General features: G+C 53.8%; 26 protein-coding genes and 2 pseudogenes. 6 read left to right on the top strand and 22 right to left on the bottom strand.

Annotated elements, in window-relative coordinates; genetic code table 11:
- Window positions 1-44: 44 nt before the first annotated feature.
- Both DL346_RS18715 and DL346_RS18710 read right to left on the bottom strand, forming a co-directional pair.
- On the bottom strand, window positions 45-299 hold the full coding sequence (locus tag DL346_RS18715; protein ID WP_112883651.1) for a hypothetical protein: 255 nt from the start codon (window positions 297-299) through the stop codon (window positions 45-47).
- Entirely contained in the window at window positions 299-1,492 is a 1,194-nt protein-coding gene (locus DL346_RS18710) for an NAD(P)/FAD-dependent oxidoreductase (RefSeq protein WP_112883650.1), read from the bottom strand. Before DL346_RS18710 ends, DL346_RS18715 begins: the two co-directional genes overlap by 1 nt.
- A gap of 332 nt (window positions 1,493-1,824) precedes the next feature.
- On the opposite strand from DL346_RS18710, the gene DL346_RS18705 reads away from it, so the two are divergent.
- Window positions 1,825-2,826: an NAD(P)/FAD-dependent oxidoreductase gene (locus DL346_RS18705; protein ID WP_276311566.1), complete on the top strand. Its 1,002-nt coding sequence runs from the start codon at window positions 1,825-1,827 to the stop codon at window positions 2,824-2,826.
- A 376-nt stretch (window positions 2,827-3,202) separates the two neighbouring features.
- Here the strand turns inward: DL346_RS18705 and sda are convergent, their stop codons facing one another.
- From sda to trhA, 6 genes are all read right to left on the bottom strand, one after another.
- Entirely contained in the window at window positions 3,203-3,346 is a 144-nt protein-coding gene (sda, locus tag DL346_RS18700) for a sporulation histidine kinase inhibitor Sda (protein ID WP_112883649.1), read from the bottom strand.
- 254 nt (window positions 3,347-3,600) lie between these two features.
- Complete coding sequence (locus DL346_RS18695) at window positions 3,601-4,305, bottom strand: YheC/YheD family protein (RefSeq protein ID WP_240633287.1); 705 nt, start codon at window positions 4,303-4,305, stop codon at window positions 3,601-3,603.
- Between the two features lie 330 nt (window positions 4,306-4,635).
- Window positions 4,636-5,130: a hypothetical protein gene (locus DL346_RS18690; RefSeq protein WP_165822574.1), complete on the bottom strand. Its 495-nt coding sequence runs from the start codon at window positions 5,128-5,130 to the stop codon at window positions 4,636-4,638.
- Window positions 5,127-5,597 carry a hypothetical protein gene (locus tag DL346_RS18685; RefSeq protein WP_112883648.1) on the bottom strand — a complete coding sequence of 157 codons (471 nt, stop codon included), beginning with the start codon at window positions 5,595-5,597 and terminating at the stop codon, window positions 5,127-5,129. Before DL346_RS18685 ends, DL346_RS18690 begins: the two co-directional genes overlap by 4 nt.
- A 143-nt stretch (window positions 5,598-5,740) precedes the next feature.
- On the bottom strand, window positions 5,741-6,103 hold the full coding sequence (erpA, locus tag DL346_RS18680) for an iron-sulfur cluster insertion protein ErpA (protein WP_112883647.1): 363 nt from the start codon (window positions 6,101-6,103) through the stop codon (window positions 5,741-5,743).
- A 133-nt stretch (window positions 6,104-6,236) separates the two neighbouring features.
- Window positions 6,237-6,881, bottom strand: coding sequence for a PAQR family membrane homeostasis protein TrhA (trhA, locus tag DL346_RS18675; RefSeq protein WP_112883646.1), 645 nt, complete (start codon window positions 6,879-6,881; stop codon window positions 6,237-6,239).
- A gap of 288 nt (window positions 6,882-7,169) precedes the next feature.
- Here trhA and mqnE point away from each other — a divergent pair, with 288 nt between their 5' ends.
- Both mqnE and DL346_RS18665 read left to right on the top strand, forming a co-directional pair.
- The gene (gene mqnE, locus DL346_RS18670; RefSeq protein ID WP_112883645.1) at window positions 7,170-8,273 is read left to right on the top strand and encodes an aminofutalosine synthase MqnE; all 1,104 of its coding nucleotides are present in this window, start codon (window positions 7,170-7,172) and stop codon (window positions 8,271-8,273) included.
- Between the two features lie 127 nt (window positions 8,274-8,400).
- On the top strand, window positions 8,401-9,468 hold the full coding sequence (locus DL346_RS18665; RefSeq protein WP_112883644.1) for an NAD(P)/FAD-dependent oxidoreductase: 1,068 nt from the start codon (window positions 8,401-8,403) through the stop codon (window positions 9,466-9,468).
- A gap of 34 nt (window positions 9,469-9,502) precedes the next feature.
- Here the strand turns inward: DL346_RS18665 and DL346_RS18660 are convergent, their stop codons facing one another.
- Window positions 9,503-9,775, bottom strand: coding sequence for a YuzB family protein (locus tag DL346_RS18660; RefSeq protein WP_112883643.1), 273 nt, complete (start codon window positions 9,773-9,775; stop codon window positions 9,503-9,505).
- Between the two features lie 89 nt (window positions 9,776-9,864).
- On the opposite strand from DL346_RS18660, the gene DL346_RS18655 reads away from it, so the two are divergent.
- Window positions 9,865-10,110: a NifU family protein gene (locus DL346_RS18655; protein ID WP_048744982.1), complete on the top strand. Its 246-nt coding sequence runs from the start codon at window positions 9,865-9,867 to the stop codon at window positions 10,108-10,110.
- A 91-nt stretch (window positions 10,111-10,201) separates the two neighbouring features.
- Here the strand turns inward: DL346_RS18655 and DL346_RS18650 are convergent, their stop codons facing one another.
- The 10 genes and pseudogenes from DL346_RS18650 to DL346_RS18605 all read right to left on the bottom strand — a co-directional run bounded on the left by DL346_RS18650 (window position 10,202) and on the right by DL346_RS18605 (window position 20,362).
- The gene (locus tag DL346_RS18650; RefSeq protein WP_112884061.1) at window positions 10,202-10,990 is read right to left on the bottom strand and encodes an SDR family oxidoreductase; all 789 of its coding nucleotides are present in this window, start codon (window positions 10,988-10,990) and stop codon (window positions 10,202-10,204) included.
- Window positions 10,991-11,016: 26 nt separating this feature from the next.
- Window positions 11,017-11,721: a Cthe_2314 family HEPN domain-containing protein gene (locus tag DL346_RS18645; RefSeq protein WP_112883642.1), complete on the bottom strand. Its 705-nt coding sequence runs from the start codon at window positions 11,719-11,721 to the stop codon at window positions 11,017-11,019.
- 32 nt (window positions 11,722-11,753) lie between these two features.
- Window positions 11,754-13,514 (bottom strand): UbiD family decarboxylase, encoded by a 1,761-nt coding sequence (locus DL346_RS18640; RefSeq protein WP_112883641.1) that lies wholly within the window; start codon window positions 13,512-13,514, stop codon window positions 11,754-11,756.
- The gene (locus tag DL346_RS18635) at window positions 13,511-14,440 is read right to left on the bottom strand and encodes a COX15/CtaA family protein (RefSeq protein ID WP_112884059.1); all 930 of its coding nucleotides are present in this window, start codon (window positions 14,438-14,440) and stop codon (window positions 13,511-13,513) included. The genes DL346_RS18640 and DL346_RS18635 overlap by 4 nt, the downstream gene beginning before the upstream one ends.
- A 161-nt stretch (window positions 14,441-14,601) precedes the next feature.
- Window positions 14,602-14,988, bottom strand: a pseudogene (locus tag DL346_RS18630) (thioredoxin family protein); the annotation flags it as partial.
- A gap of 9 nt (window positions 14,989-14,997) precedes the next feature.
- Window positions 14,998-16,629: a copper amine oxidase N-terminal domain-containing protein gene (locus DL346_RS18625; RefSeq protein ID WP_112883639.1), complete on the bottom strand. Its 1,632-nt coding sequence runs from the start codon at window positions 16,627-16,629 to the stop codon at window positions 14,998-15,000.
- Between the two features lie 93 nt (window positions 16,630-16,722).
- Window positions 16,723-18,366, bottom strand: coding sequence for a putative polysaccharide biosynthesis protein (locus tag DL346_RS18620; RefSeq protein WP_112883638.1), 1,644 nt, complete (start codon window positions 18,364-18,366; stop codon window positions 16,723-16,725).
- An 18-nt stretch (window positions 18,367-18,384) separates the two neighbouring features.
- Window positions 18,385-19,107, bottom strand: coding sequence for a ThuA domain-containing protein (locus tag DL346_RS18615; RefSeq protein WP_112883637.1), 723 nt, complete (start codon window positions 19,105-19,107; stop codon window positions 18,385-18,387).
- A gap of 18 nt (window positions 19,108-19,125) precedes the next feature.
- Window positions 19,126-19,602 carry a DUF456 domain-containing protein gene (locus DL346_RS18610; protein ID WP_112883636.1) on the bottom strand — a complete coding sequence of 159 codons (477 nt, stop codon included), beginning with the start codon at window positions 19,600-19,602 and terminating at the stop codon, window positions 19,126-19,128.
- A gap of 7 nt (window positions 19,603-19,609) precedes the next feature.
- Entirely contained in the window at window positions 19,610-20,362 is a 753-nt protein-coding gene (locus tag DL346_RS18605; protein WP_112883635.1) for a Cof-type HAD-IIB family hydrolase, read from the bottom strand.
- Window positions 20,363-20,635: 273 nt separating this feature from the next.
- Here DL346_RS18605 and DL346_RS29545 point away from each other — a divergent pair.
- Window positions 20,636-20,719, top strand: a pseudogene (locus tag DL346_RS29545) (transcriptional regulator); the annotation flags it as partial.
- Between the two features lie 516 nt (window positions 20,720-21,235).
- On the opposite strand, the gene DL346_RS18595 reads toward DL346_RS29545, so the two are convergent.
- From DL346_RS18595 to DL346_RS18585, 3 genes are all read right to left on the bottom strand, one after another.
- The gene (locus DL346_RS18595) at window positions 21,236-23,269 is read right to left on the bottom strand and encodes a peptidoglycan D,D-transpeptidase FtsI family protein (protein WP_112883634.1); all 2,034 of its coding nucleotides are present in this window, start codon (window positions 23,267-23,269) and stop codon (window positions 21,236-21,238) included.
- Window positions 23,270-23,291: 22 nt separating this feature from the next.
- A complete protein-coding gene (locus tag DL346_RS18590; protein WP_112883633.1) occupies window positions 23,292-24,467 on the bottom strand; it encodes a transglutaminase domain-containing protein in 1,176 nt (391 codons plus the stop codon).
- 190 nt (window positions 24,468-24,657) lie between these two features.
- The gene (locus DL346_RS18585; protein WP_112883632.1) at window positions 24,658-25,113 is read right to left on the bottom strand and encodes a hypothetical protein; all 456 of its coding nucleotides are present in this window, start codon (window positions 25,111-25,113) and stop codon (window positions 24,658-24,660) included.
- A gap of 184 nt (window positions 25,114-25,297) precedes the next feature.
- On the opposite strand from DL346_RS18585, the gene DL346_RS18580 reads away from it, so the two are divergent.
- Window positions 25,298-26,506 (top strand): MFS transporter, encoded by a 1,209-nt coding sequence (locus tag DL346_RS18580; protein ID WP_112883631.1) that lies wholly within the window; start codon window positions 25,298-25,300, stop codon window positions 26,504-26,506.
- Window positions 26,507-26,641: the final 135 nt, after the last annotated feature.

The following is a 26,641-nucleotide window of genomic DNA, read 5'->3' as shown; positions in this document are numbered from 1 at the left end:
AAAAAAAGCGGATGAAACGTCCTAGCGACGCTCCATCCGCTTTTTTACTCCTCATCGTCTTCTTCGAGAAGACGCTTCATTTCCAAGTACGCTTCCGTCTGGCGGTCGCGCTCCCTGCCTTTCTCCTTAAGCCGCTCAATCCCCGGCAAAATGAGAATGTCGACTTCCTTCTGCACCGTATATGCCAAGTCGTAACGGTTCTGCGACTCCAAGAAGGAGCCAACCTCCATCAGCGCGTTGTAGCGGTCCAGCTCATCGCGCGTCAGCAAACCACGAACCTGTACGCTGCAATGGCGCATTACAGGAATTTACCTTTGCGAAGTACCAGCGGAATACCGCCGATGATGTACAGGTAACGAACGTCGATCGCTTTCTTGATCAATGCCGCTACGCCGCCTTTGTATTTCTTGCCGAACGCAAGACCGATCGCTTCGCCTTTACCAAGGGAGGCAACAGTACCTTTGTTCTTGAATTCGAATTTCTTAAGCGGCTGGTTGCGGATCGAAGCAACCAGGTTGTGCGCGCAAGTAACGCCTTGTTGCATCGCGATTTGCGCAGTCGGCGGGTATGGACGGCCTTCCGGATTGAACATCAGGGAGTTATCGCCGACAACATAGATGTTTTCGTGCCCTGGAACGCGAAGGTTCTCGTCAACTTTGACGCGGCCGCGCATCGTTTCAATGCCCGCTTCTTCGATAAGGCGGTTGCCGCGTACGCCGGCTGCCCAGATAACGGTTGCCGCTTTGATTTCTTCGCCATCGCCGACGATAACGCCTTCAGTGGTACATTCTTTGATCGCTGTTCCGATGCGGAATGTTACGCCCTTCTTCGTCAGTACTTGCATAGCATATTCTACGAGCTCCGGATCAAAGCCCGGCAGTGCAGTTGGAGCTGCTTCGATGTTATATAGTTTGACAAGCGATGGATCCACGTCGTTTTGCTTGCAAAGCTCAGGCAGACGGTCTGCAAGCTCGCCCACGAATTCGATACCTGTGAAGCCGGCGCCGCCGACAACGAAAGTAAGGTAATCGAGACGGTGCGGTTCGCGTTTGAAGCGTGCGAATTGGTATTCGATATGTTCGCGGATCAAGCGAACCGAGTTGATGCTGCGGATGTTCATAGCATTCTCAAGCATGCCTGGAATACCGAAAGTTTCCGGCTCGCCGCCAAGGCCGATTACAAGGTAATCGTAAGAAAGCGTACCGTCTTCAAGAATGACTTTCTTGTCTTGCGTGCGGATTTGAACGACAGTCGATTTAACGAAATCGATTTTGAACTCGTCAATCAGCTTCGAGATGCTTACGCGTGCATTTTCGGTTTTGTCCGTACCCGCTGCAGGCATGTGCAGGTGTGTCGTGAAGTAGTGGTAATCATGCTTGTTCACGAGCGTTACATCGGCCTCATTGTAGTTCAGTTCTTTTTGAAGACGCAGTGCTGTCAATACCCCGCCGTAGCCGGCGCCAAGAATAACAATTTTCGGTATGTTGCTCATCGCAGAATCCCATCCATTCGTAATTTCTTTTTCTTTACAGACTTTGTGAAAAATTACACAAACACAGACAATGAATAATGTTAGTGTGTGACCCTGATCCTACTTTTATGAACGGTCCGTGTCCATTTTCGACAAATCGGTTACTAATACCTCACATATTACAAACTTTTTCATTAAAGTTCAAGGGTAAAATATTACGAAAATATTTAGAATAACATCCAATTTTATATTTCCCCACAGCTTGTCGAACAGCTATAATGTACAAGAAGATTTATCCAAGTGTAAGCAGGAAACCCTATGATTAGTCCGTTTATTTTTTGGAGGTGCCCATTGTGTCCAACTCAGCGACTTCTACCCCTCATGTCGACATCGCCATTATAGGCGGCGGTCCTGCAGGCATGTTCGCCGCTTTCTATGGCGGAATGCGCCAAGCATCGGTCAAGATTATTGAAAGTATGCCTCAATTGGGCGGCCAGCTTGCCGCACTATATCCGGAAAAATATATATACGATGTAGCCGGCTTTCCGAAGGTAACGGCAGGCGAACTCGTAGAGCAGTTGAAGAAGCAGATGGCCATGTTCAAGCCGGAGGTCCGTCTGGAAGAGAAAGTGGTTAACGTCATCAAGCGGGATGAACGCTCGTTCGAAATTGTAACGGATAAAGACGTCCATTTTGCGAAAGCCGTCATTATTACGGCCGGGGTCGGCGCTTTCGAGCCGCGTCGTCTGGAGCTAAAAGAAGCCGCCAAGTACGAGAAGAAAAATTTGCATTACTTTATTAGCGATCTGAGCCAGTTCCAGGGCAAGAACGTCGTTGTAAGCGGCGGCGGCGATTCGGCCGTTGATTGGTCGCTGATGCTGGAGCCCATCGCAGCAAGCGTTACGCTCGTGCACCGCAGAGACAAGTTCAGAGCTCATGAACATAGCGTAGAAAACTTGATGAAATCCACTGTCCGTGTCCTTACACCATATGAATTGACATCGCTGCACGGAACCTCCGGTATCGAACGAATCGTACTGCAGAACGTGAAGACCGCAGAACTCACCGAACTTGCGGTTGACGCCGTTATCGTCAATTTCGGATTCGTCTCCTCGCTTGGGCCGATTGCCGAATGGGGACTTGAAATCGATAACGGGTCCATCGTCGTCGACTCCCGCATGGAAACGAGCATTCCCGGCATATTCGCCGCAGGCGATGTCACAACTTATCCGGGAAAGCTGAAATTGATCGCGGTAGGCTTCGGCGAAGCGCCGACGGCCATCAACAACGCGAAAGTTTATGTAGACCCGACAGCCAAGCTCTCGCCAGGGCACAGCAGCAGCATGAAGCTGTAACGAGAAGCACGTATTACAAATCAAAAAAGGGTATCCTAATCTTTAGCCTAACCTGCTGATTCACATCGCACTGGCAAAGGAGGGTACCCTTATCTATGTTATGTCCCATTTGTAATGGATTGGAGCAGCTTACGGCTATCTGTCCGGTTTGCTCCGGGCAAACTGACGATTGCGGAAGGCTTGAGGACTTTACTGGCCCTTATGCACCCTATCAGCCTGATACGTATACCAATTACGAGACGATCTCGCCATTATCACAATCGGAACAAAGCTGCGGCCATGTCGTGTACTGCCCTAACTGTGTGCAGACGTTTGAAGTGCTTATTTCGAAGTGGTGAAACCGAACTTGAGGACTAGTTGACAACGTTGAATGAAATTACGCGGTATTGCGGTATGATTCCGGATTAAGTTGCCTGCGCTTCAGCTCGGCGCTTAGCAATTGGATGAATTCCGGATCCAGTTCGAACTTATGGGCGGCGTGATACGCATCGAGTAAAAGCTCATCCGACAGCTGCTCCATTGTCCACACTCTCCTTTCCCTCTTACTTCCAAATTCATATTAGCATGTCCAAATAGGAAGGAACAAGCGTTCCGATTATCCACATATGCGTGTGGACAGCGTGTTGGTAATCTGTGAGTAATGGTCGAAAAATGAGGAAATACAGCCTGGGATAATGTGGATACGGTTATACACAGCCCGACAAATTCTACTTTCGATAAAAAACTTTAATGAATATTTATGAATCTATTAACGAAATATATCAAAAACGATTTTTATTGGGGTCTTGTATTCACTTCGAAGATCCATATTTTCCCTCTCCGGTCAATGCCGTAATCAAAGCCTAACTGTCCGATCCCCGGAAAACGCCCCTCCAGCACCGCTGTCGACAGCTTCGTAAGCAGTCTCATTTCTCGTTTCTTCGAAACGACCGCACCGCTGGAAAACGATCTGCGTATGCCTTCGGATCCGCTCAGCAGCGTGCCTCCGCGGCAAATATTCGTAACGAACAAGCCTGGCTTCGCCAGCCTTCCGACGATCGCTGTAATTCGCCACTCTCCGGTAGGCTGCTTCACGTACTTAACCCGGTAATCAATCGGTCTGCCGCCTATGGTCGCAAGCTGAATGCCTTTCTGGATCAAATATGGGCGGGCTTTCTTATTCGCAAGAAGCGACTTGTACATGCCATCGAATGTGCCGAAGCTGCTCGTTCTCGAGTAGTACGTGTACTTATACACGCCCGCTGCTTTCGAAACCTTGATAACTCCGTGGCCTCCCGCTCCGCGTACCGGTTTAATGACGACCATGCCATGAACTTGCAGCATGTTGTTCAAATTCGCCTTCGTAAACATCCGGGTCGGCGGAATGTGCGGAGCGATGCGCCCATGCGATAATAGAGCCGCTGTTTTCGCCCATTTGCTGGCTAACTGCCTGCCCTGGATATTCGCCAAGCCGTTCTCCATGCCTTGTTCATCTGCCATGCCATATCCCATCCTTTCAGTCATTTCGGTCCTTTAGTTGACAGCATATGCCTCGCAGTCATCTATCTCTTGGATGATTGCTAGGGTCAACTAGCCTGATTTAATAGGCTACTAGAGCAGAAGTGGCACCCGGTATTACCCGGGCAATAAAGGGGCAGACATTTGCCGCAGCACAAATACCCGGCCAGAGACCGCCCGCGGACGGGCTAATTCTGTCGGGTTTGAGCGCAAATGCTGCCACGATCAGACAATCGCGGACAGGAATGAACAGACAATTTGCGAGGATATGGATTGCGAATTGTCGCAGGCTGCCGCAGCTTACGGTCGCGATCAGCCGCTCGCCCGCCTGCTTTCGAGGCGATGATATAGGAAGATCCAGCACGATTGAACGATTAAATAGATCGGGAACGAATAAGCGAGCTTATAACCGAATCGGTAATGAAAAACATTCGCACAGACAGCCAGCCACTCCAAGCCTGTTGATACAAGCGACCAGATGAGGATGAAAATCGCGATTTGCGATGGCTTCGGCCGCAAGCGATCATAGGTGTAGAAGAATAGATAGCTGATCGGCCCATACGAAATGTAAGACACAAAGTCGATTAGCTGATAGCTGGACCGGTCGTTTACGTCGTAGAAGCTGACAGGCTGGACGCTTAAGGAATGGTCGAAGAAAAAGCCGCTATACACGCCGCACATGAAATATACGAAAGTATGCTTCCTCTGAAATCGCTTCGGCAAGAAAATGACTAGCGCGATCCCGATGCATAACCCGGCTATTATAAACCATTCATTCGAATTAAATCGATTATCGTATACGATCATTGCGCGTTCGCTTCTTTCTGTCCCGTGCTGATAATGATCCAAGCCATCAGCCTTGAGAAAATGACATAACTAGTAAACATCGCCACGGTAAGCCATGCGTTCCAATGAGGCGTCGAGATAATCCCGATCCGTTCCAGCATGTAACCCATAGGGATAAAGGCCAGCACGATTGCGGCGATGATTACCCATTTCAGCACCTTCCAACGATATAGAAGAATGTTCGTCGAGATGATGAAAATAAGCGGATTCGTAAATAGCCGAAGCACCAAGTCGGCAATCGATTTCTCCACGCCTTTATCCACCTCGATCCAGCCTAGATTGAGATGCACGATCGTGAATATACTGAGTTCGAAGACAGTGCTGCAGAAATAAATAAATACCATTTCCGCGCCGCTAAGCTTCTTCGGCATCAGCGAATGTACGATGATCACGCACCAAGTCATAAAAACGCATATCGCGAGCGCCAATGTTCATAGCTCCAATCTTGGTCCAACTGGATTAGAATCAATTCCCATTATCCGCAAATCGGCGTCATTTTAAACGGAAAAGCGGTAATACAAAATAACCCCCAGGCATGTTTGGTAACACGCTTGGGGGTTAAGAATCAAAATTAGCACTCGCCCGCTTCGCTCGGCTTGCCTGCTTCCGTCGCCGTACGGAACGACGAACCGCAGCCGCAAGTCGCGCTAGCGTTCGGGTTGTTGATGGTGAAGCCGCCGCCCATGGCGGATTCTTTATAATCGATTTGCAGGCCGTTCAAGTACTTGATGCTATCGTTATCCACGACAACCTTCAGGCCGTTAAACTCCATCGTTTTATCGGTATCGTTAAGCTCGTCGTCGAAGCCCATGCCGTAGGAAAAGCCGCTGCAGCCGCCTTCTTTTACGCCAATGCGCAAGAACAGCTCCGGTGACGCTTCCGCCTCGAGCATTTCTTTGATTTTCTCATTCGCGGTATCGCTGATATGGATCATGGTATCCCTCCTGTAATATGACGAAGTCAAACTCTCACTGCAATAAAATCTTAAGAAAACTTACTTTATATTTTATAGTATACTGCACATCATTAGCGGACTCAATACGCGGATACCTGATTTGGACATGTCCTTAAGCTGGCAGCACATACAGCAATATCGCAAAGAAATGAAGCACCGTCCCGCCGAGCACGAACAGATGCCATACCGCGTGGTGGTACTTGAAGCTTCGCCAGACATAGAACAGCGTGCCGACCGTATAAAGTACGCCGCCGGTTATGAGCAGCTGCAGACCGCCTGGAGCAAGATGAGCCTTCAGCGGGCCCCATGCGAAGACGATGAGCCATCCCATTGCAATGTACAGCAGCGTGGATGTGAACAGAAACTTGGAAGCGTAGAAGGCTTTGAACACAACGCCGCAGAGCGCAAGCCCCCAGACGATCCCGAACAGCGTCCAGCCCGCCGTTCCCTGCACGATATGAAGCACGATCGGCGTATAGGTGCCGGCGATGAACAAATAGATGCAGGAATGATCCATAATTTCAAAAACACGTTTAGCCTTCCCTTCAGGAAAGCTGTGGACAAGTGTGGACGCTACGTAAAGCAGCAGCATCATGGAGCCGTAAACGGTAAAACTGACGACATGCGATGCGCTTCCTTTAATGGATGCAAACACGATTAGCAGCACAAGCGCGGCAACGCTCAATAAAGCGCCCAGCCCATGCGTAATCGCATTCGCGATTTCCTCTTTGCGGCTGTATGTGTAAGTATTCGCCATCTATACACACCTCTTCTCGTTTTCTCCGGATTGGGATAAGCTTCATTGTACCCCAAATTCCCGCTCAAAGGAAATCGGCAGGCCGGCGCCTCTTCCATCCTTTTGATTGGATGGCATGAGTTAATAGTTGCCGCTCTACATGATGAGGTTTATAATAAGGAAAGTTATTTGTATGGGCTTTTTGGAGTAAGGGTAAGTAATTTTTTTCACAAGGTTGTTTTTTTTCAATTTATACATTATACACCGGACCTGTTAGATAAGTGCCCGGCGGACCAGGAGGATGCCGTTATGAATGTCGTTCTACCGACAGATGCAACGCAAATGCAAGCAATCGTGGAGAAGGTTCGCGCTGGCGAACGCCTTAGCCGCGAGGACGGAGAATTTCTATATCGTTCCGACGATCTGCTCACGATCGGCCAGATGGCGAACGAAGTGAACCTGAAGAAGAACGGACGCAAAGTGTATTTTATCGAGAATATGAGCCTGTACTTCACGAACGTATGTGAAGCTCATTGCGCGTTCTGCAACTTCCGCAAGGACGAAGGCCAAGAAGGTGCGTACACGCTGACCGGCGCGCAAATGATTGAATACGTGGAGAAGTATATTCATCCCGACGTACGCGAATTCCATATCGTCGGCGGACACAACCCGCATGTGCCTTTTCAATATTACGTGGATTCGCTCCAAGCGCTGCATGACCGTTTCCCTGAAGTAGCGCTCAAAGCGTACACGGCGGCGGAAATTGATTTCTTTTCGCGGATCAGCGGCTTGAGCTATAAAGAAGTGATCCAAGAGCTGATGAAGGCCGGCTTGCAGAGCTTAACGGGCGGCGGCGCCGAGATTTTATCCGACGAATACCGCAAGAAGATGCGCGTCGACAAAGCCGACGTTTCCCAGTACCTCGAAGTGCACCGGACTGCGCACAACCTTGGCCTGCGCACGCACACAACGATGCTGTACGGCTCCGTCGAGAAAATCGAAGACCGCGTCAACCATATGCTGCAAATCCGCGAGCTGCAGGACGAAACGAACGGCTTCCAAGTGTTCATTCCGCTTTCCATGCAGCCGATCAGCCCGAAAGCGAGCATTCGCCGCCGCAACTCGGCCTTTGACGATCTGAAGGCGATTGCGATCAGCCGCTTGCTGCTCGATAATTTCCAGCATATTAAAGCGTATTTCATTAATATCGGCACGCAGCTGACGCAAGTATCGCTGACGATGGGCGCTTCCGACGTACACGGCACGATGGTGAAGGAACGGATCAGCCACGCAGCCGGCGCGCTCACTCCGGAAGGCATTACGCGCGAAGATTTGATCTGGCTCATTAAAGGCGCAGGCCGCATTCCGGTTGAACGGGATACATTCTACAACGAAGTCCGCGTTTACGAATAAACAGGTATTGCCATGGCCTCTGCCCGGACAAGACTGATGGCAGGGGCCTTTAAAGTATATACTACGGGAAACAACACAAACAGCAGCATAGATTTTATTGCAAACACAAAGAAGGTTGGGATTGTTCATGAAGCGTTTTGTCATTCTAGGCGGCGGTTACGGCGGTTTAACTGTCGCCCATTCTTTGCTCGAGGGCGAGCTTCCGGACGACACGATTGTCGTGCTCATCGACCGGATGCCGTATCAAGGGCTCAAAACCGAGTATTATTCGCTGGTAGCGGGAACAAGCGCGGATATCGAACTGCGAGTTTCGTTCCCGTCGGATCCGCGTTTGATCGTCATGTACGGCGAAGTGACGGATATCGATTTGGATGCCAAGCATATCCAATTAGCCGGCCAAGATCCGCTTGAGTACGAGTGGCTCGTCGTTGCGCTCGGCTGCACGGATAAATATCACGGTATCGACGGCGCGGAGCTGTATTCCCACAGCATTCAAACGTTCTCGTCCTCGAGAAGAGCGTATATGGCGCTGAATGATGTAAAGCCATACGGCCAAGTATCGATCGTAGGCGGCGGTTTGAGCGGCGTGGAAGTCGCAGCCGAGCTGCGCGAAAGCCGTCCGGATTTGAATATTCGAATCATCGACCGCGGACCGAGCATTTTATCCGCTTTTCCGGGTAAACTCCAGGAGTATGTTTCCTCGTGGTTTATTGAGCATGAGGTGGAAATGCGGGGACATGTTTCACTGTATAAGCTGGAGGACGGCGTCCTGCACGATCAGAACAATAAGACTCCGATTCTGTCGGACGTTACGGTATGGACCGCAGGCATTCAACCGGTGTCGCTCGTTCAGCGCATGAACCTGCCAAAGGATAACACGGGCCGGCTCATCATTAACGAGTATCATCAGCTGCCGGATTATAACGACGTTTTTATCGTCGGCGACTGCGCCTCCCTGCCGTTCTCGCCGAGCGCGCAAGCCGCGGAAGGTCAAGGCAAACAGGTGGCCGAAGTCATGCAAGCCATTTGGAGCGGCAAGACGACTACCCTTGGTAAAATCAAACTGAAAGGCGTACTTGGCTCACTCGGTAAAAAAACCGGCTTCGGCCTGATGGGTCGCACGCCGATGATGGGACGCATTCCGCGCTTAGTGAAAAGCGGCGTCCTCTGGATGTCGAAGCATCATTTTGGCTAAAATGGTGTTATTGCCTGGCGATCCGTCGCCTAGGCTACATATCATCGATAAGCCGATCCAGCGCTTCACGGTCAGCTTTTTGTTTCACAATGGCCTTCATCATTCGTTCTTCCAGTTCCTCTACGGAGTCTGCGGCGATAATTTCGCCGTTGACCATTCCGAACGGAAACATATAGCATTCGCCGCAATTGCCTAGACAGCCGTATTCGATGACATCGTAATCGGGATTGGCTTCCAGCTTCTTCATCAGCCGGTCAGTTCCATGGTGCATGTTGCTGGCGCAAAATTCAATCATCGTTTTTAACATTTTGGTCATTCACCTAACCTTGAGTGGTTGATATCCATTTTCAATTACTCTGTTTTGTACTATAATAGGGGAGAAAGGAGTGGATTGCAATGAGTGAAAATGCACAAAGCACAATGTACGATGAAGTTCTTGACGTTCTAGACAAGCTTCGTCCGTTCTTGCAGCGCGACGGCGGCGACGTCGAATTGGTTGACGTAGAAGACGGCATCGTAAAACTTCGTTTGATGGGTGCTTGCGGCAGCTGCCCAAGCTCGACAATTACGCTTAAAGCTGGTATCGAGCGTGCGCTGCTTGAGGAAGTAGAAGGCGTGCAAGAGGTTATGCAAGTATTCTAATCTCGCGTAAGCGCGCAAATCCATTTTTACAATAAAGAGTCTTGCCGGCTTACCCCGCCTCATGGCGCGGGAACGGCAAGACTCTTTTGTTTTATGATGGCGTCTTTATGGAGGTTTTGATCGGATCGAATCCTCCGGTTACATCGACGATATTGCCGGTCAAATAATCGGATTGAGGCAAACATAGAAACGCAATGACGCGTGCTACATCCTCGCCGCTGCCCGGCCTGCCGCGCGGGGATTCGTCGTCCTGCTCGCCGGACACTTCCGCGATCGTCCGCTCTTTGTTGACGCCGCGGATATCGCCCGGACAGATCATGTGCACCGTAATCCCGTTGCCCGCCTCTTCCACCGCAAGCGTCTTCGTAAAAGACACAAGCCCGGTCTTCGCTGACGCGTAGACGGCCCGGTGCGGCCAGGCACGCCCTTCGCCGGCGTGGCCGAAGCCGAAATGGATGATGCGTCCCCATTGCCGGCTGCGCATTCCCGGCAGCAAATGATGGTCGAGCAGCATAACGCCCAGCAGGTTGCCGTTCACTAAGCCGATCACCTCATCCGAAGTATAATCGGCGAATCGGCGCCGTTCGCGAATAAAAGGTCCGGCGTTGTTAATCAATATGTCGACCGTCCCTGTCAATGACCATGATGCCGCTTCGGCAGCTAACCGGGCGACATCGCTCTGAACGGCGATGTCCGCGGCGATCGTTGTAGCGCGTACGCCCTCGAACTGCTGCTCGATGTCCGTCGCGAGCCGGAGCGCCTCTTGCTCGCTCGATTTGTAGTTCAATACGATGTCGCAGCCCATTTGAGCCAACGATAACGCGGTCATTTTGCCTAACCCTTTTGCACTGCCGGTTATTAATGCCGTTCGTCCTTTCAGCTCCATGGGCACCCTCCCGCTAACGATCATTTTCTCATAAGGCGATAAGCATGGTGAAAGGTCAACCTTAGCGTGTCCAGCACCAGATCCATCATTTCATCCAGATCTCTCATCTGCTGAGCAATGTTCTCCAATTGATGCTCTTCGTCGTAATCCTCATGGCTTTGTCTCAAATCATCCTGCATTTCGGAACTCATGAAGTGGATTTCCATATTCCTCCGCTTCCGCAGACGGTTCATCGCCGGCTTCGTCTGTTCCTTCAGCTCAAATAGCGGCAGGGCAAGCTCGGGATACGCCTCTCGCTTCATCATCGTGCGCAGGACGGTGAAGTACGAGAAATGCGGCTTCACCCGTTCCGTTTGCAAACCGAGATAGTCGTTCATCAGCGTACCCAGCTTATCCAGCAGGGAGAACTGCCGGATGAAGGCGTTCTTGTCAAAGTACACATAACGGTGATAATTCAGCCGCTCTTCAGGCGTCATGTCCTCGTATGAGGTTGACTCGATCATGCGGCTGAATTTGCGCGCGGCATACTGGCTTTGCTCCAGCTCGTCTAGCGACGAGATGAGGCCAAGCGTGTATATTTCGTATTTGCGCAGCTTGTGGTCCACGTCATGGCTCTTCTCGATTCGTTTGTTCAGCATGGTTGCATAGCGCTCCATGGCTTCCATCGTTTCGAGCAGCTTGCCATCCAATACGCGAGGCGGTTCACCGAACAGCATGCGAAGCATAGGTTAGCCCTCCCGAGATCAGTATGTTTCTCTTAGAAGTACTCTTTCCATCTGCGGTCGACAAGCTCGACAATGTCCTCGCGGGGAACGAGCTCATCCGGATAGCCCGGCTTCATCCGCGCGTCGATGACGATCGGCAGATCATAGCCGACATGATGGCGGCGCAGCGTCGTGGCCGCGTAAATATCGTCGGCCGGATTGAATCGGGTAAACACCGTCCATAGAAACGGCGTTTGAGCGCTCGCAATAGAGGCATCATCCGCCAAAATCACAAGCGGCCAGCGGGTGCCCCGATCGCGCAAACGGCTCAGCAGGCGCTGAGGCAACTCCGGCTCTTCGGCGTAAGCCGCGCCGGAGACGACGAGACAACCGCGGCAGTAAGGCGCGATGCCGGTTATCTCGTCGATCGGGCCTTCATCATACGACCGAGGCAGCTCGCGAATCGCCTCGCCGACGCCAAGCATGACGGCTTTGCTGCCGTGGTTCAGCTTGCCCCCGGTATAGTCTAGTGTATCATGAGATGTCTTATCAAAGACAAATAAATCGGTCTCCGGCCGGAAACGTTCCAGTACCGTTTCCATCAGCTGCGGGAAGTTCGCCAGGTCGACCGGCTGATCCGTAATCATCAAATATTTGGTCAGCGTGAGTTGCCCTTCTCCGAGAATGCGGAACGCGGTGCCAAGCGCCTCGCGCGAGTAGCTCTCACGGACGACCGCCGCCGCCAGCGCATGGAAGCCGGTCTCCGCATACGTCCACAGGTCCTTAACCCCAGGCATGGCAAGCGGGAATGCCGGCGAGAGCAGGCGCTGCAGGAAGTCGCCCAAATAATAATCCTCCTGCCGCGGCTTGCCGACGATCGTGGCCGGATAGATCGCATCCTTGCGGTGCCACATGTGGCTTACATTGAATACCGGGAAATCGTGCGTCCACGAGTAGTAGCCGTAATGATCGCCGAACGGCCCTTCCGGACGGCGCACATGAGGGGCAACGCTGCCGCTCAAGACGAACTCCGCTTGCGCCGGAATGCGGTGCGCGCCGCGCGGATCCTGCACAACCGGCAGTTTGCCGCCCGTAATAAGCGACGATAGGAGCAATTCCGGCAGGTGCTCCGGAACCGGCGCGATCGCCGAAGCGATAAGCGCCGGCGGTCCGCCGAGGAATACCGATACCGGCAGCGCCTCGCCCCGTTTCTCGGCTTCATGGTAATGGAAGCCGCCGCCTTTATGGATTTGCCAGTGCATCCCGGTCGTGGAGTGATCGAAAATTTGCATCCGGTACATGCCCAGATTATGCTGCTTCCGGTGCTCCGGATGCTCCGTGTACACGAGCGGCAGCGTAATGAACGGACCACCGTCCAGCTGCCAGCTCGTCAGCGCCGGCATTCCCTCGAGCGGCTGCTCGGTCCTGCAAACGCCAAGTACCGGTGCCGAAGACGCCGGTACTTCTTTAATGCCTACTTTGAGCGCGTCCCAAATGAGCGACCGCTCGCCCCAGAGCGCTTTCGGCGTCGGCGGCAGCAGCCGGTCCATCGCCCCGACGACCTGCTTCATGAACGCTTCCGGCCGCGGCCCGAACGCGAGATCGACGCGGCGCACCGTGCCGAACAAATTGGTGACGACCGGGAACGGACTGCCTTTTACGTTCGTGAACAACAGCGCAGGCCCGCCTTCGTCAATGACCCTTCTATGTATTTCTGCCAGCTCCAGGTAAGGATCGACGGGCGCGTCAACGACCGCCAGATCCCCCTCTCGCCGCAGCGTTTCAATCAAACCGCGCAAATCTGTGAAGCTCATGCCTTATTCCGCCCTTCGCGCCATTTCCATGCTCGTATCAAAAAATCGCACAAAATCCCGAACAAGAAGGATATGATCATATTGTGCAATATACTCGTGAAAACAAACCAATCTTCGTTGCTGATCGTCTTCGTCAGCAGCGCGCCGCTAAACACTTGGCATACCACTAGCACGAAGGAAATCATGGCCGTCCTGCTCATCGCAGAATGAGCGCCTGTAATACGACGGACGTAAACGGTGAGCCAGGCGATCAATATAAACAAGATGGCCGCCGCCACCCGATGGATAAAGACGAATTTCGTAGCCCCCACCATATCCGGAACAAATTCGCCATTGCATAGCGGCCAGCCGATGCACCCGCCGGAGGAATCGGTATGCCGGATATAAGCGCCCAAGTAAATGACAAAGTAGCTGTAAACCAGGATCGCCAGCGTGAAATAAAACACAGGTACCGGAATAGCCGCGGCCGGCTTGTCCGCCTGCTCGCCTCTTCTCATCCTTCCGGTCCACATGACAAGGAGCATCGTAAACATGAAAGCCATGATGGAAATGCCGAAATGAAGCGCCAACACGGCCGGCGACGTCGGCCAGATGACCGCGGCGGCGCCAAGCAGCGCCTGCAGGACGGTAAAGAAGCCCGCGCCCGACGCGTAAATAATCGGCTCTTTGTACGAGCGGTACCACTTCAGCGTGGCGATAAACGTAGCCAGCACAAGCAGGCCGACACCGCCGCTAATGAGCCGGTGCGAATATTCGATTAGCGATTCCAGCGTATATGCCGGAACAAATTTGCCGTTGCACAGCGGCCAGTCCGTTCCGCAGCCGCGGCCGGATTCGGTATTCGTCACAAGCGCGCCGGCAAGCAATACCAAAAACATCCCTATGCACGTTGCATATGCAAGCGCACGATATCGTTTAATAATCACAATGTCCACCTAACTTCCGGGAAGAATCTCCTCAATTATAGCGAACAACGGGGGCAAATACCATGTTCAAACTGTGAACACAAGGGCCTGCGCCGGGCAGAAAGAGAAGCCCGCACTGCGCCGTTACCGGCTGCAACGCGGGCTCCCCAACCCTTGTAATCCTATTCGTTCGGCAGCGCATCCGCCACTTGAACCGCGCGGTCCAGAAACTGCTCGATTTCCTCGCGGGTTTTGCGCAGCTTGCTCACGAAACGAACAAGCTCCTGGCTTTTCTTAAAGGCGATAAAGCTCGGAATGCCCAAAATGTTCAGCTCGAAGCAAAGGTCCGGCAAGTCGTCGCGGTCGATTTGCACGAATTTGATCCGACCGGCATAGCTGCTCTCAATATCAGGCATGAACGGATCGATGTAATGGCAATCCTTGCACCAGGTTGTCTTGAAAACCGCTACTGTCACACCTTCTGAAGCAACGGCTTCGTGGAATGCTTCATCTGTCGTAATAATCTGCATATCTATTATGCGCTCCTTTCGGCTTGCCCTTCCCTTATTATAACCAGCTTACGGCTCTCGCGTCATGACCAGCACGCGAAACTCGGGATCGTATTCATCCGCTTCCCATTTCAAGGTCCCGCCGAGCGCATTCACGAAATTCCGTGCAGGAACGTAGGTGACGCCTTTGATGAGCGTTGGCGGAAAGCTCCATTTGATCTGTTTTCCGCCTACGGTCACAAGGTTACTGCCTGCCTTCATGCTGATCGTCGTGCCTGTAGCCGGATCCTGCACAATGAGCCTGCCCGCCTCCTTTTTAAGGGAAGCATGGAAGCCGTTGGCCGTTGAACGCAGCGGGATGAGAGTCAAGCCAGCCGGCGTAATAATCGGTGCATCCTCGCTGAACGCCGGATACATCGTGATCGTTTGCTTGCTGATATGCGCTTGATTCCGCAGCAGGTCGTACATGACGGAATCCGGCTTGAACAGGCGCAGCACCTCGTAGCCCTGCATCTCCGCGATCCGATCGCCGTCGATGGCGAGTCTAGGCGGATTCGGCTTAACCGGTTTAACGTCGCCGTTCACATTCCAGCGGTCGGAAGTCACTTTGATCCAAATGCCCTCGAACGGAACCGATTCGTCCAGCTGTCCCATCGCGTTTTCCGCTATCGAGCCTGGCTCGTCTCCGTCAGCTTCTTTAGTTGCGGCAGCTTCCAGCGCTTCAAGATCCGGCTTAATCGAAGCTTCGATGACCGATTGTCGGATGTCGAGCTTGCTGTCAATGAACAAATCGCCCTTCACATAGGTGTTGTTCGCGAATAGGCTCCGCAGCTCAGCCTGATTCTCTTTCTCCGCCTTTGCCATGCCGTCCTTTATTTCCGTTAACAGTTGCACGACGCCGTCTGCCGCTTCCTCTACGCTTTGCGTATCCGGTTCTCCAGCGGGCAGCGAGCCGAAAATACTCTCCGCCCCGGTTGATTGCAGCCCCTCGGTTTGGCTTTCAACAAGCTTCTGCAGCTCGATGAGCACCGCTTTCAACCCTTCCTTGTCGGCGAGCAGCGCATCTACGTAGGACTTTACCCAATCAAACAGTTCCTCGCCTTTCAGCTCCGCATGAATCTTCATGCCGCCCACGTTCTCTCCGCCGATCTGAGCCTGACCGGGAACGACCGTCAAATGCGCAGGGTTCGGCAAATTGTCAATCGCAAAGCCGGAAGCCGCATCCGACATCTGCTTCAGCGTTTCGGTGAATTGAGCTTCCGCTTCAGGTGCTGCGCCCGCCCCTGCCGCAGCCGCCATACGGAACTTGATCGGCCGCTTGGCCTCTTCCAAATCAATGACCGCGAGCTTAGCGTCCATCTCCGCCTTGAACGCAATCGACTTCGCGCCAAGCGATAGCTTGCCGTCCGCGGACATCGCGCCGTCCTTAGCTATTTTCACATGATGAAGCTCCAGCTTAACCGCCGCAATTAAATCAAACAGCGCCTTCTCTTCCTTGGAAGCCTCTTTCAGCGCATCTTCCTTGGGCAGCAGCTTAAACTCAACCGTCTGGCTGCCCTCATAAGAGGTAACCTTCAGCGACTGCTTTAGCATCGCATTGAAATCGACGCCTCCGAGCGCCTGGCAGCCCGCCATGATGGCAACGATCAGCGCAAGCAGAAGCAACCCCGCCGTTCTCCTGCATGTCATCCACGTCCGCAAAATAAAAAACTCCTCTCCATGGTAAAAAAGTCTACCGACAATTTTACCATGGGGAGGAATTTATGGGAACGGTATTCCAAATGTTTCCGGAGCTTAAGACCGTGCCGCTGCACGCATAAGCGGGCTTAGCAGCTTGCGCAGCGGTCCCGGGAACTGCTTGGCGTCTTCCGCCGTGACCACGCGAAGCAGCACGAGCAGCGCGACATAGAGTCCCAACGATATGCCCCCTGCCGCGATGCAGGAAATGGCGTAGGTCAGCTTAGCCGGGATGCCGCCGATAAACGTTCTGCATACGTAATCAACAAGCCAGCCTGTCCCTGAAGCGACCACGATCGTAACGGCATACCCGGTCCAGCGCCTGCCGAGAATCGAAAGCGTGATTTCCTTTCGGATCGACCGGAAATTAAGCGATGCGATTGCCATGAAGCAGATCGTGGAAGACAGGATCAAACCGTAGACGCCCATCAGCGGCGCCAAGGCTAGGCTTGTGATTACCTTGACCACGATTCCGATGAGCGCATGGCGCATCGGCAGCCGCGGTTTGTTCATGCTGGTAAGTACCGTGTTGCTCGTCATCATCGTAATTTGAAAGATCGTACCGGCTGTAAGCGCGGCAACGGCCAAGCTGCCCCCGGTATTGGAGAAAAGCAAGCCGTTGATCGACGTGGCGGCAACCGTCATGATCAGCGCGGCGGGAACGCCCGTAAACACCACGATCCGCATGACAAGCGATGCCTGGCGCTCCACCTCAGTCATGTTGCGTACCGAATACGCGGCGGAAATGACCGGGATCATCGATTGGCTGAGCGCAATCGCAAGAATCGGCGGGATGCCTGCCAGCGCCTGCGCCTTCAAGCCGAGCCAGTCCAGCGTTTGGCGCGCGTCCGCAACCGAATAGTAGCCTTGCGTCAACTTCATGAACAGCGAGGTATCGAAGAAATAAATAAATTGCACAGTCATTGAGGTAATGACGATCGGGACCGAAATTTTGAACATTTCTTTGTAAATCGTTTTGAACGAAAGCGCTGCACGGCCCGTCTTGACAGCTTGCGGCGCGGCATTCTCCCTGGCAGCCTGCTTCTCCGCCGCATCATGCCTGCGCAGCTTTCTGGCGTAATACAGCATGACGCAGAACGCGCCGACGCTGCCGAATACGCTGCCGAACGTTGCGGCTGCCGCGATCCAGCTTTGTCCCCAGCCCCATGCCAAGACGATATAGGCAAGTCCGACCGCCGTAATGACGCGCAGGATTTGCTCGACGATCTGCGAAATGCCGCCTGCAGCCATCAACTGACGTCCTTGGAAGTAGCCCCTCATCATCGCGATGACCGGGAAAAACAGAAGCGCTGGCGCAATGGCCCGAACCGCTAAATCCGCGCCGGGATTTTCCGCGATATGCGTCGCGTAGAACGGCGCGAAGACGAGCAGCAGCACCGTAATGAGCACGCCGGTTACGGCTCCGAAGAGCAGCGCCGCTTTATAGATCCGCTTCGCTTCGTCGGGGCGGCCTTGGGCATAGCGTTCCGAGACCATTTTGCTAATCGCGCTTGGAATGCCGCCTGTCGCAACGATCAGAAGCATTAAATAAATATTATTGGCGACGGTAAAGTAACCGCCGCCGTGACTGTCGGTCATATAATCCAGTGGGATGCGCTGGAAGATCCCGAGAAACCGGGCGACCAGCGCTGCCGCTGCGAGGATGATTGTGCCTTTAATCAGTGAGTCTTTTTTAACCATTTGATCTCCTAGCCAAGCTTATTTCGCTTTGATCACTTCAAGCGGCTGGTGATGGCCGCGAACCGGTGCCGCCGCATTCGACGGAGCTGCCCAACGGATGCCGTTCTTGATGACTTGAAGCACGGTTTCGTTATAATACGTCGGATACGTTTCGTGACCCGGACGGAAGTAGAACACTTTGCCTTGGCCGCGGGACCAAGTGCAGCCGCTGCGGAATACTTCGCCGCCTTCGAACCAGCTGATGAAGACCAGATCGTCCGGCTGCGGAATATCGAAGTGCTCGCCGTACATTTCTTCGCGTTCAAGCACGAAGTGCTCCGGAATGCCTGCCGCGATCGGGTGAGCCGGATTCACGGTCCAGATGCGCTCTTTCTCGTCCGCTTCGCGCCATTTCAGGTCGCAGCCCGTACCCATGAGCTTCTTGAAGATTTTGGAGAAATGGCCGGAATGCAGAACGATAAGACCCATGCCTTCCATGACGCGTTTATGTACACGCTCTACGATTTCATCTTCCACTTTGTGATGCGCCATGTGGCCCCACCAGATCAGAACGTCGGTGCTTGCAAGCACGTCTTCCGTCAAACCGTGCTCCGGCTGCTCCAAAGTAGCCGTCTTCACTGCGAAGCCGTCTGTGCCGATACCGGCCTTGATCGCTTCATGGATACCGTTCGGATATACATTGATGACCGCTTCATTGCTTTTCTCATGCAAAAATTCGTTCCATACCGTTACGTTAATCATTTCTTCTTCCTCCTCAGCTTAGATCCATAGAATAAATACAATAATCATAGCCGCTTGCAATATCACTTTGGCGACCATACTGGAAAACAAACCGACGACAGCGCCGAGGCCTGCTTTCAGCGCCTTGTCCACTTTCGCGCCGGTAAACAGCTCGCCTGCCACCGCGCCGAGAAGCGGACCCAAAATAAGGCCGAAAGCCGGGATGACGAACGGACCGAAGATCAAGCCGATCGTGCTGCCGATCACTGAAGCCCGCGAGCCGCCGTATTTCTTGACGCCCCATGCGTTTACCGCATAATCCGCGATGAAGAGCGCCGCGACGATGATGGTCTGGATTGTCCAGAACCAAAATCCGAACGGCGAGAACGAGATAAAGATCCCGTAAACGAAGAACGCCGCGTAAATCGCGAGCGCACCAGGCAAAATCGGGTAGATGGCACCCGCCATGCCCACAACGAACAACACAATGACGATGATCCAGCCGGCTATCTCCATGCAGCGCTCATCCCTTCAGGACGTAATCACGAATCAGGTGCGCGACCGCGTCCTCTTCATTCGTGACCGTAACCGCATCGGCTGCCGCCTTCACCTCGTCCTGCGCGTTGCCCATCGCTATGCCCAACCCGGCCTCGCGGATCATGGCGATGTCGTTCATGCTGTCGCCCATGGCGGCCACTTGTGACATCTCGATGCCAAGCAACGTGCACAGCTCGCGGATCGCCGCGGCTTTCGAAACTCCCTCCGGATTCAACTCCAGGTTCATCGGCGAGGAGTTCGTTATCTCCAAGCCGCCCCATGTCGACGTTTCCTTGAGAATGGCACCCAGCATCTCCGCGTCTTCGGTATAATAACCGAACTTCAGCCAATGGTGCGACTCGTAATCGCCGGCAGGCTTGATCCACTTCTCTTTGTTGTAAATATCCATCGTCGTGTACGCCCAGTACCAGCATTCCGGGTGCTGAAGCGCCAGCTTGTGAAGCCGCTCCACCGTTACAGCCGACATCAGCGTGCGCTTATGGAGCACATGCGGCCGGCTCCAAATCTCGCCGCCATTAACCGTGATCATCGGCGTATCCAGCTTCAGCTGCTCCGCATAGGGCAGCGCGCTCGGAAAGCCTCGTCCGGTGGCGAAGCATACGGTAACCCCGGCATCCATCGCCTTGCGAATCCACTTCGCGTTCTCGCTGCTGATTTCTTGACGGTCATTAAGCAGCGTTCCGTCCATATCCAGTGCAACTAGCTTGATTGTTCCCATGAAGCCCTCCCTGTAAAGCGACCTGCAGCTTCTGATAATGAGCAATGTACCAATTTTATCACATTCTAAGCAGAATCCAAACACGAACCTAATTATAGTGAAGATGTCACACCCCGATCAAGGTGCCGGCAAGAAACAAAATGGCGTAAAGCAGACGGCGAACGGCCGCAGGCAGTTTGGAGCGTCGCATATGAAGTCCCCTCCTTGGCAATAAGCGGTGGAAGCGTTTTATGGTTTATCATATGCAAAAATGTTTCTCCGGTGCAAAACGCTCCTGCGTTCGGAAATTTTAATCATTTGTATCCGGAATGGGAAGTACGGGATTATGGCAACCGGTATCGTTACTTGGATCTCGCTCCCCCGATTCTTCGCCAATGTGATGCTTCCAGAGCTCCTCTTTCACTTCTTCCGCCAATTTCTCGCCAATGTGATGCTTCCAGAGCTCCTCTTTCACTTCTTCCGCCAATTTCTCGCCAATGTGATGCTTCCAGAGCTCCTCTTTCACTTCTTCCGCCAATTTCTCTCCAATGTGATGCTTCCAGAGCTCCTCTTTCGCTTCTTCCGCAAGTTGAAACGTTCATATTTGACTGTTTCAAGCGTAAATCGGTAATTTCACGCATGAGTTCGATGCTAACGGACTTGTGCAGTGTTGGCCAAATAAAAAACGCAACCATATATAGGTTGCGTTTTTTTGATTAATGTCTGTGCTTTCCGAGCCGTCCCAGCGTGATGGCTTACGCATGCCATGCGTACCAATGCTTGTCGCCGCCTCGACCGGTATCAAAGCCATTGTCGGCAGATCCGTTGGAGAGGGCAGCCTTACGGCTGCCCATCGTACCCGCCTCGCCCGTACCCACTGCCGGGGCCGCAGCCTTACGGCTGCTTCGTATTAGGCGAAGTGCCCGTACCCGGAGGCGCTGCCGGCTTCTTCGGCACGCCGTTGAAGCCGATTGCTTCGTTGTAGGCGTCGAGAATTTTACGCGCGACAGGGGCCGCGCCGTAAGCGCCGAAGCCGCCTTCAGGAATGACGACGGCGACGGAAATAACCGGATCCTCCGCTGGCGCGGAGGCGATAAATACCGAGTTTTCAACGGTTTTGCCGCTTACCTGCTGCTGGGACGTACCCGTCTTCCGCAGCACCTTGTACGGCGCGTTGTTGAACTCTGTAACGCTAACCTGCAGCATGCCGTCTTCGATCTCCTTCCAATACTTCTCCGGGAAATTGATCGTGTTTAGCACTTCAGGCTGGAATTTCTGCACGACTTGGCCATTCGAGTCGCGTATTTCGCTCACGAACTGCGGCTTCATCCGCTTGCCGTGGCTCGCCATCGTAGCTGCATATTGCGCGAGCTGCATCGTCGTGTAGCGGCCCATTTGGCCGAAGGAGGCCAGAATAAGCGCCGACTGCGCGCTGGCCGCTTCTTCCTCGTGGAAGTAGCCGATAACGCCATTGCTCTCGTTCAGCAAACCGCTCTCCGTATCGGCGCCGAGGCCGAATTGCTTCACGTAGCTGTCCCAGATTTGTACGCCGTTCTCCGGGTCTTTCCGATATAGGGCATCGCCGACCATCTTCGCCATGAACGGGTTGGACGACTTGCCGATAGCCCTCGCCGGGTCGAGCACGCCGTATACATGCCCCTTGGCATTGCCGATTCTCCGGCGGTAGGAGCCTTCCTTACCGTAATAGAACGAACCGGTATCCGTATAGGTTGTCGTCGTCGTAAAGAGCTGCTCGTTCAATCCGATCAGAATGGTCAGCGGCTTCTGCGTCGAGCCTAGGAACACGATGGACGACGGATGCTTGCGCTGCTCCTTCGGATCCTTGTACGGGCCGATGACCGGGCTGATCGTGCCGTTCTGCAGCACGTTGCTGATCTTATCGTAATCCTCCGTGCTGATTTTGCCGCCTTCCCAGATGTTGGCATTATAGTCCGGCATGCTCGCCATCGCGATGACCTTGCCGGTCTTGACCTCCATGGCGACGGCGTAGCCGGTCTTCGCGTTCTTCGCGCTCTTGTCACGCAACGTTGTCGTCTGCAGAAACTGCAGCTGATCCATGATCGCCTGCTCCGCCGTCTCCTGCACCTGGCGGTTGATCGTCAAATAAATGTTATCGCCTTTCTCCGGCTTCGTGATGACCGGCGGCCCTATGATTCGGCTCGCCGCATTGACGGGGTACGTCTTGAGGCCGTTCTTGCCGCGAAGGACGTCCTGGTACATATACTCGAGCCCGTCGTAGCCGACATCCTCCTGCTGCAAATATTTCAAGCGCGGATCGTCCGTTTTGGCACGATCCTTATAGAGATTGTTCTCGGCCCCGCCGCCGAACTTCTTCAAGTAGCCGATCAATTGGACGGCGAACTTGCTCGTATCGTAGTGGCGGATGCTTTCCTCGACGATATCGATCCCCTGGTACAAGTCGCGGTTCTCCATGAAGTACGCGATTTCTTGAGGCGTCAGACCGCTCTTGATGCGGCGCGGCACGGACACCGTATTTTTCTTGTAATCCAAGTCCATGTTCTTGATGATTTGCTCCAGCGTGACGGCCGACTTCGGGTCGCCATACTTCTGAAAATCCGCAAACAGCTTCTCAGCCACTGCGATGGAATCTGCTTTCTTCGTCCCCGGCTCGATGCTGTAATACAGCGACTGCGTCGAAGTCGAGTAAGCGATCGCCTTGCCGCTGGAATCGTAAATATTGCCGCGGATCGGCGGTATTAGCACGTTCGTCGAGCCGCGCTTCTCTTCTTCCTCGCGCAGCGACGGGCCTTCGACGAACTGTAGAATGGCTAATCGGACAATCAATACACTAAACAAGAAAAACGTAGCAAAAAAGAATAAGTTCAACCGGAACGAAAAATTTCGCCGGTTCGCAATTTCCCGCTTCTGCGGATCTTCCTGTACCACTTCAGGTCTCCTTTCTATACCGTCATGTCTCCCGAATATGGGTAGACGAGAACCCTTTCGGGTTAAACCAATCGCCGGAGGAAGCCCATGTCGCGTCAAGCGGAATCCAAGCGCCTCCGCTATCGGCCAAGCGAACCTCATTCCAAGCATGCGGGCCATAAGTGCCGTTGCCGGTTGCGCCAAGCCCAGTTACGACACGCACCTCCAGACCGACAGAACGAGCCATCATCGCGTACAGCCGCGCCACATCTATACAGACGCCTTTTCGGGTCGAAAAAGTTTCAGTCGGCGTCTGTTCTTTCCATACGCCGCGTTCTATATAATTATTGGCTTTATCCCAGTCGTATGCAATGCGCGTACCGACCCAATCATAGAGCGCGCGTGCCTTTGCTTCGTCCGCCCCCGCATCCCCCGTTACTTTGGCCGCCGCGGCTTCGATATCGGCCGGCACCGCCGCATCGATGACCTCGTATTTGCGCTGCAGCACGCGTCTGAATTCGCCCTGCACCGCTTCCGTAAACACCGGCCCGCGCTTCAGCACATCGCCGGCGACGGGATCGAGCAGCTCGGATGCCGTCTTGGCATAGATCGCCGAGGAACGGATGGCGTCCGCCCCGAACGCATGAGGGATCAGCGACACATACACGAACAATGCGGCGATGACCAGGAAGGCCCGTCCGCCGCCAAGGAGCGCGCCGATCATCGCGCCTGCCATTCGGCTGACCGTCCCGGACAGCTTGCCGGCAGGCCGCCGGCCTGCTGCCTTGGCATCATGGCCGGCCGAGGCCAGAACGGCATCGTAGACCAGGAAGCATAAGGGCTCCAGCAGCCTCAGCAGATATCGGACAGACGTATACAGAAACAGGAACAGTACGCCGAACCGCAGCAGCTCAAAATCGCGCAAACTCGTAATTACCGTATACCATAACTGCTTAAATGCGCTTAGCTCTTCCACCGGCACGACGATTTGGCGCGCTTCCAGCCAGTCCCGAAGCAGCGGCGACAGCCGGGAAGCCCCGCGTCCGGCAACCGCCAGCGCAATGACGACCGAAGCCGCCTGCCAAATAAAAAAGAAAAGGTGCTTCGCGGATCCCGATGCACCTCTTCGCATGCCTTGAATGAATGAGCCAAGCAAGATAAGCAGCACCATGAGCGCAACCGGTTCCGGTTTTAACAAGGGAGTTACCCAAGCATTCATGATGAAGCCTCCTTTACCGTCCCATCACGCGCGAGGACAAGCCTCGCGGCGCGATTAGCTGCTTTGGAAGAACCTCATCTCCAGTCCTCCCGAAGCAGCGTTGCTGCTTCGCAAATACCGTAAATCAGGTCCCGAAGCAGCGTTGCTGCTTCGCAAATACCGTAAATCAGGTCCTCCCGAAGCAGCGTTGCTAGACGTTTTTCTTTGCTTGATCAATTAAGGTTTGAATTGCAGCATCTATCTTCCACTTGCCTAACGGCGTACCGCGGAAGTTGACTTTCACTTCGTTCTCGCCAGGATTGCCGATAAGCTCTAAATTTTTCGTTTTAACCGTAAACGAGCCGTCGCTGTTCGTTGTAAACGTCGCATCCTGCGCCTCGCCCGCCATAGCTTCGATCGCTTCCTGCTTCACGCTGTCCGCAACCTTCGTGCCAAGCTCCGATCCTAGCTCCTTTAATTGATCGAGCGAGTAGCCGCTGTAAAAAACAACGCCGGCAATAATGGCGACGACGATCAGCCATTTCACGACGGTCTTGACGATCCGAACAACGATGAGCAGCACGACGAGCGCGATCACCAGAATCAGCCACTTGTCCTTAAAGAACTGCATATACGTGTCGAAATCATAGTTAAAATCCAAGCTCATCCCCGACTCTCCTCCATTATACCCGCCAAAAGTCTATCTACCAAACATTATACCCTATGACCCAATAGGCGTAAACCAAACGGGACAGCCAGACATAACAGGGCCGGACGAAGCGTACAAGTAGTAACATACTGTTTCGTGAGAACATGCGGTGCGATCGTAAGTAAAACCGAGGAGGCTGCCCGTGAAAACTGCAATTTGGCTCTATTTATTCTTGTTTGTCGCGTTCTTTGACCTGCACGCCCAATACCCGATATTAACGCCATTTGCCGTATCGATCGGTGCCGCGCCATCGTTCATCGGCCTTATGATGGGACTTTATTCCATCACGCACCTGCCCGGCAACCTGATCGCAGGCTATGGAGTAGACCGGTTCGGCAGCAGACTGTTCATCGTCTTCAGCCTCGGTGCGGCCGGCGGCGTCCTGCTGCTGCAATCGAAGGTAACGGACCCTTGGCAGCTGCTCGTTCTCCGTTCGATCAGCGGCTTCGTGCTGGCTTTCCTATCGCCTGCCTGCATGTCGCTGCTTGCCCGCATCGCCACCAGCCAGATCCGCCAGCGGAAGCTGATGGCCGGCAACGGGCTCGTCCACACGGTCGCCTCCGTCATTTCCCCTGCAGCCGGCGCCTACCTCGTCGCGCAGATCGGCTTCACGACCGCCTTTAACGTGCTCGGCTGGGTCTTGATCGGCACGGCCGCCAGTGCGCTCGTCTTCATCCGCGAGATCAAGTCCGCGCCGGCAGCCAAGCCGAGCGCCGACTCACTGGCGGCCCATGCGAATGCAAATGCGCTTGCCATGCGCGGCGGCGATGAGAATGCGCCGCCGGCTTCCATCCCGTGGATCATCTACATTCTGCCCATCGCGATGAGCTGCGCGCAGGGCATCCTCTCCTTTGAGCTTCCGCTGATGTCGACCACGAAGCAGGGCATGATGACAACGGGTCTGCTGTTCTCCATCGTCAGCCTCGGCGCCTTATTTACGCTCAGCATGCTGTTTCTCAACAAGCTCTCGCCATTTCTTCGTTCGCTCTGGGGCGCGTTCATGCTGGCGTTGACGTATTTCGCCATTGCGGCCGGCGCGCCGCTGCCGTTCATGCTGCTCCTGCTGTTCATTGGGATGGCGAAGGGCGTCATCTTCCCGGCACTCTCCTCGCTTCTCATCGAAAGCAGCGGCGGCGTCCGCTACGGGCGCACCTTCTCGATTCTATCGATCGCGTTCTCGGTCGGCGCTTTCCTCGGCCCGATGCTCGCCGGCCAGCTGCGCGACATCGTTTCGCCCTACTATATCGCGTTTCTCAGCCTCATGATCGCCGTTAGCTTGCTCCCGTTCCACGCATCGTCTACGAAAGCGGGCGGCCCGAGCTCCAACGCCCATTTTTCCGGAACTGGGTAATTGCACAGGGCTGATGTCACTCAGGGGCATACATTACAGTGTGGCAAGAGGCTGGAACGCTGCCGCTTGGGAGCAGAGCCCCAAACGCCTAGATTGATCATCATACGAAAGAGGGGTGACATTCACAATGTCTCT

The sequence above is a fragment of the Paenibacillus montanisoli genome (genome assembly GCF_003268025.1).
Classification (GTDB): Bacteria; Bacillota; Bacilli; order Paenibacillales; family Paenibacillaceae; genus Paenibacillus_Z; species Paenibacillus_Z montanisoli.
The sequence above is the reverse complement of the archived record's forward strand: the minus strand, read 5'-3'. Positions and strand labels throughout refer to the sequence as shown.

What these genes read in the sequence shown, in the direction of transcription:
- DL346_RS18665 (WP_112883644.1), top strand. Translation starts at nt 8,401, where the DNA reads ATGAAGCGTTTTGTCATTCTAGGCGGCGGTTACGGCGGTTTAACTGTC.
- DL346_RS18710 (WP_112883650.1), bottom strand. Translation starts at nt 1,492, where the DNA reads ATGAGCAACATACCGAAAATTGTTATTCTTGGCGCCGGCTACGGCGGG.
- trhA (WP_112883646.1), bottom strand. Translation starts at nt 6,881, where the DNA reads ATGGCGAATACTTACACATACAGCCGCAAAGAGGAAATCGCGAATGCG.
- DL346_RS18690 (WP_165822574.1), bottom strand. Translation starts at nt 5,130, where the DNA reads ATGATCGTATACGATAATCGATTTAATTCGAATGAATGGTTTATAATA.
- DL346_RS18655 (WP_048744982.1), top strand. Translation starts at nt 9,865, where the DNA reads ATGAGTGAAAATGCACAAAGCACAATGTACGATGAAGTTCTTGACGTT.
- DL346_RS18645 (WP_112883642.1), bottom strand. Translation starts at nt 11,721, where the DNA reads ATGCTTCGCATGCTGTTCGGTGAACCGCCTCGCGTATTGGATGGCAAG.
- DL346_RS18715 (WP_112883651.1), bottom strand. Translation starts at nt 299, where the DNA reads ATGCGCCATTGCAGCGTACAGGTTCGTGGTTTGCTGACGCGCGATGAG.
- DL346_RS18660 (WP_112883643.1), bottom strand. Translation starts at nt 9,775, where the DNA reads ATGTTAAAAACGATGATTGAATTTTGCGCCAGCAACATGCACCATGGA.
- DL346_RS18615 (WP_112883637.1), bottom strand. Translation starts at nt 19,107, where the DNA reads ATGATTAACGTAACGGTATGGAACGAATTTTTGCATGAGAAAAGCAAT.
- DL346_RS18640 (WP_112883641.1), bottom strand. Translation starts at nt 13,514, where the DNA reads ATGAGCTTCACAGATTTGCGCGGTTTGATTGAAACGCTGCGGCGAGAG.
- sda (WP_112883649.1), bottom strand. Translation starts at nt 3,346, where the DNA reads ATGGAGCAGCTGTCGGATGAGCTTTTACTCGATGCGTATCACGCCGCC.
- DL346_RS18590 (WP_112883633.1), bottom strand. Translation starts at nt 24,467, where the DNA reads ATGAATGCTTGGGTAACTCCCTTGTTAAAACCGGAACCGGTTGCGCTC.
- DL346_RS18610 (WP_112883636.1), bottom strand. Translation starts at nt 19,602, where the DNA reads ATGGAGATAGCCGGCTGGATCATCGTCATTGTGTTGTTCGTTGTGGGC.
- DL346_RS18695 (WP_240633287.1), bottom strand. Translation starts at nt 4,305, where the DNA reads ATGGCAGATGAACAAGGCATGGAGAACGGCTTGGCGAATATCCAGGGC.
- DL346_RS18620 (WP_112883638.1), bottom strand. Translation starts at nt 18,366, where the DNA reads ATGGTTAAAAAAGACTCACTGATTAAAGGCACAATCATCCTCGCAGCG.
- mqnE (WP_112883645.1), top strand. Translation starts at nt 7,170, where the DNA reads ATGAATGTCGTTCTACCGACAGATGCAACGCAAATGCAAGCAATCGTG.
- erpA (WP_112883647.1), bottom strand. Translation starts at nt 6,103, where the DNA reads ATGATCCATATCAGCGATACCGCGAATGAGAAAATCAAAGAAATGCTC.
- DL346_RS18605 (WP_112883635.1), bottom strand. Translation starts at nt 20,362, where the DNA reads ATGGGAACAATCAAGCTAGTTGCACTGGATATGGACGGAACGCTGCTT.
- DL346_RS18585 (WP_112883632.1), bottom strand. Translation starts at nt 25,113, where the DNA reads ATGAGCTTGGATTTTAACTATGATTTCGACACGTATATGCAGTTCTTT.